The organism is Candidatus Nitrosotalea sp. FS, from assembly GCF_011319475.1.
Classification (GTDB): Archaea; Thermoproteota; Nitrososphaeria; order Nitrososphaerales; family Nitrosopumilaceae; genus Nitrosotalea.
This window is the reverse complement of the sequence record NZ_RCMC01000301.1, coordinates 1-1,614: the sequence shown is the minus strand read 5'-3', so window position 1 is coordinate 1,614 and position 1,614 is coordinate 1. Positions and strand designations below refer to the sequence as shown.

At 37.6% G+C, this 1,614-nt stretch carries 2 protein-coding genes and 1 pseudogene; all 3 read left to right on the top strand.

The window, feature by feature from the left end; all coding sequences use genetic code 11:
• Positions 1-43 precede the first annotated feature (43 nt).
• On the top strand, positions 44-190 hold the full coding sequence (locus DYY66_RS12245) for an LPXTG cell wall anchor domain-containing protein (RefSeq protein WP_166289894.1): 147 nt from the start codon (positions 44-46) through the stop codon (positions 188-190).
• Positions 191-309: 119 nt separating this feature from the next.
• Positions 310-581 (top strand): annotated as a pseudogene (locus DYY66_RS15175) (SAM-dependent methyltransferase); the annotation flags it as partial.
• A 1-nt stretch (position 582) separates the two neighbouring features.
• Positions 583-989: SAM-dependent methyltransferase (locus tag DYY66_RS15170; RefSeq protein ID WP_255496480.1), on the top strand; the 407-nt coding region annotated here is incomplete at its 5' end.
• Positions 990-1,614 lie beyond the last annotated feature (625 nt).

The window sequence follows — 1,614 nt, the reverse complement described above, 5'->3', positions numbered from 1 at the left end:
AAGAAATACAATGACTTAATACGACTCAAACGTGCCATTTGCGATGAACAACACAGAACTAATCATTGCAGGAATTGTTGCAGCTGCAGTCGGTGCCATCGTATTTTACATGAAAACTAAGAAAAACAAACTTTCACAAAAAATACAACCACAAACAAGTACAACCAAACCAGATACAACTAAAGAATAAACACTGTATCTTGCTTTTTTGTTTCAAATAACCATTAACTGATTTTTTAGTTCAGATGGAATTTCTCCAAATCACGTATAACATCAGTGAAATATATTGAACATTACAAAACGGCATTTATGGGTAAAGTCTATGCCGTTGGTGTAGGACCAGGATCACCAAAGTATGTGACGGAAATAGTAAAGGAAATAGTGCTAAATTCTGATATTGTTATCGGATACAAATACACACTCAAAACGATAGAAGCTCTCTTGAAAAATAAAGAGATACACGAAATCACCATGAAAGACCAGGAGGATGCATATCAAAAGGTCTCAAAGACACTAGGAAACAAGACATGCGTTGTTCCATTTACAGGAGACGTGAATTTCTCAGAATCTGAAGTGGTGGANATGTACAGATTGTCCCAGGAATTAGTTCTACACAAGTTGCAGCATCAAAGGCAAGGGTGCCTACAGACAAAAGCAAGGTCATCACTATGCACATTTCTACAAGCATAGAGGAAAAGAAACTTGAGCTCCAAAAGGCACTCATTGATGGATTTAGTGTAATACTTGTGCCAAGACCCTGGCCAAAAGAGCCCTCAAAGCACTTTATGCAATCAGAGATAGCGATATACTTGAGAGAACACGGTTTTGATACTTCAAAGATAAAGGTGCACGTCTTTGAATTTTTAACTACTGAGAAAGAGACGCATTTTATCGGAAAGGTAAAAGATCTAGAAGGAAAAGAATTCTCTGATCTTTCTGTAATGGTTTTTGATCAGACCAAGCTAGAGTCTTACATCAATTTCAAATAATTTAGTGCAGCCCTGAATTGTGAGATGCTGCACCAATTGAATATGATGAAGTTGGCGGCATTGAAATTATCAAGCCATTCATCCAAGTGTATTGTGGATCGTAGAATCTGATAATTCCAGTATCATTTACCACAACAGTAAATGTTTGTCCTGGTGCAATTTTGTTACTTGATATCTTTCCATCAGGGGTAAATGGATTATCAGGTCTTTGTGTGCTGACACCACTGTAAATGGTATGCGCAATAGAATCATTGTTTGTCCAAATTATCGGAGTGCCAGGAACTATTTGTACAGTATCTGGCGTATAGTATGTGTTGTATTGATTATACGTTTCCGCAGTTGCTGTTCCTTTTGGTGNGATGATGATCCTGGGTTTATACTAATTTTGATTGGAGCAGCTTGACTTGTGGACGGAGCTGATNCCTTTTGGTGATGATGATCCTGGGTTTATACTAATTTTGACTGGAGTAACTTGACCTGTGGTAGGAGCTGACGAAAGAATAATTCCATTTATCCATGTAAATGAAGGATCGTAAAATTGTGTGGAACCAGTATAACTAATTGTGAGTTGATAATGCTGGCCTGGAGCTATAACACCACTATCGATTCTTCCATCTGGAGTAAA

Bases quoted from the DNA above. Each gene is read 5' to 3' on its own strand.
- DYY66_RS12245 (WP_166289894.1), top strand. From the start codon at position 44: ATGAACAACACAGAACTAATCATTGCAGGAATTGTTGCAGCTGCAGTC.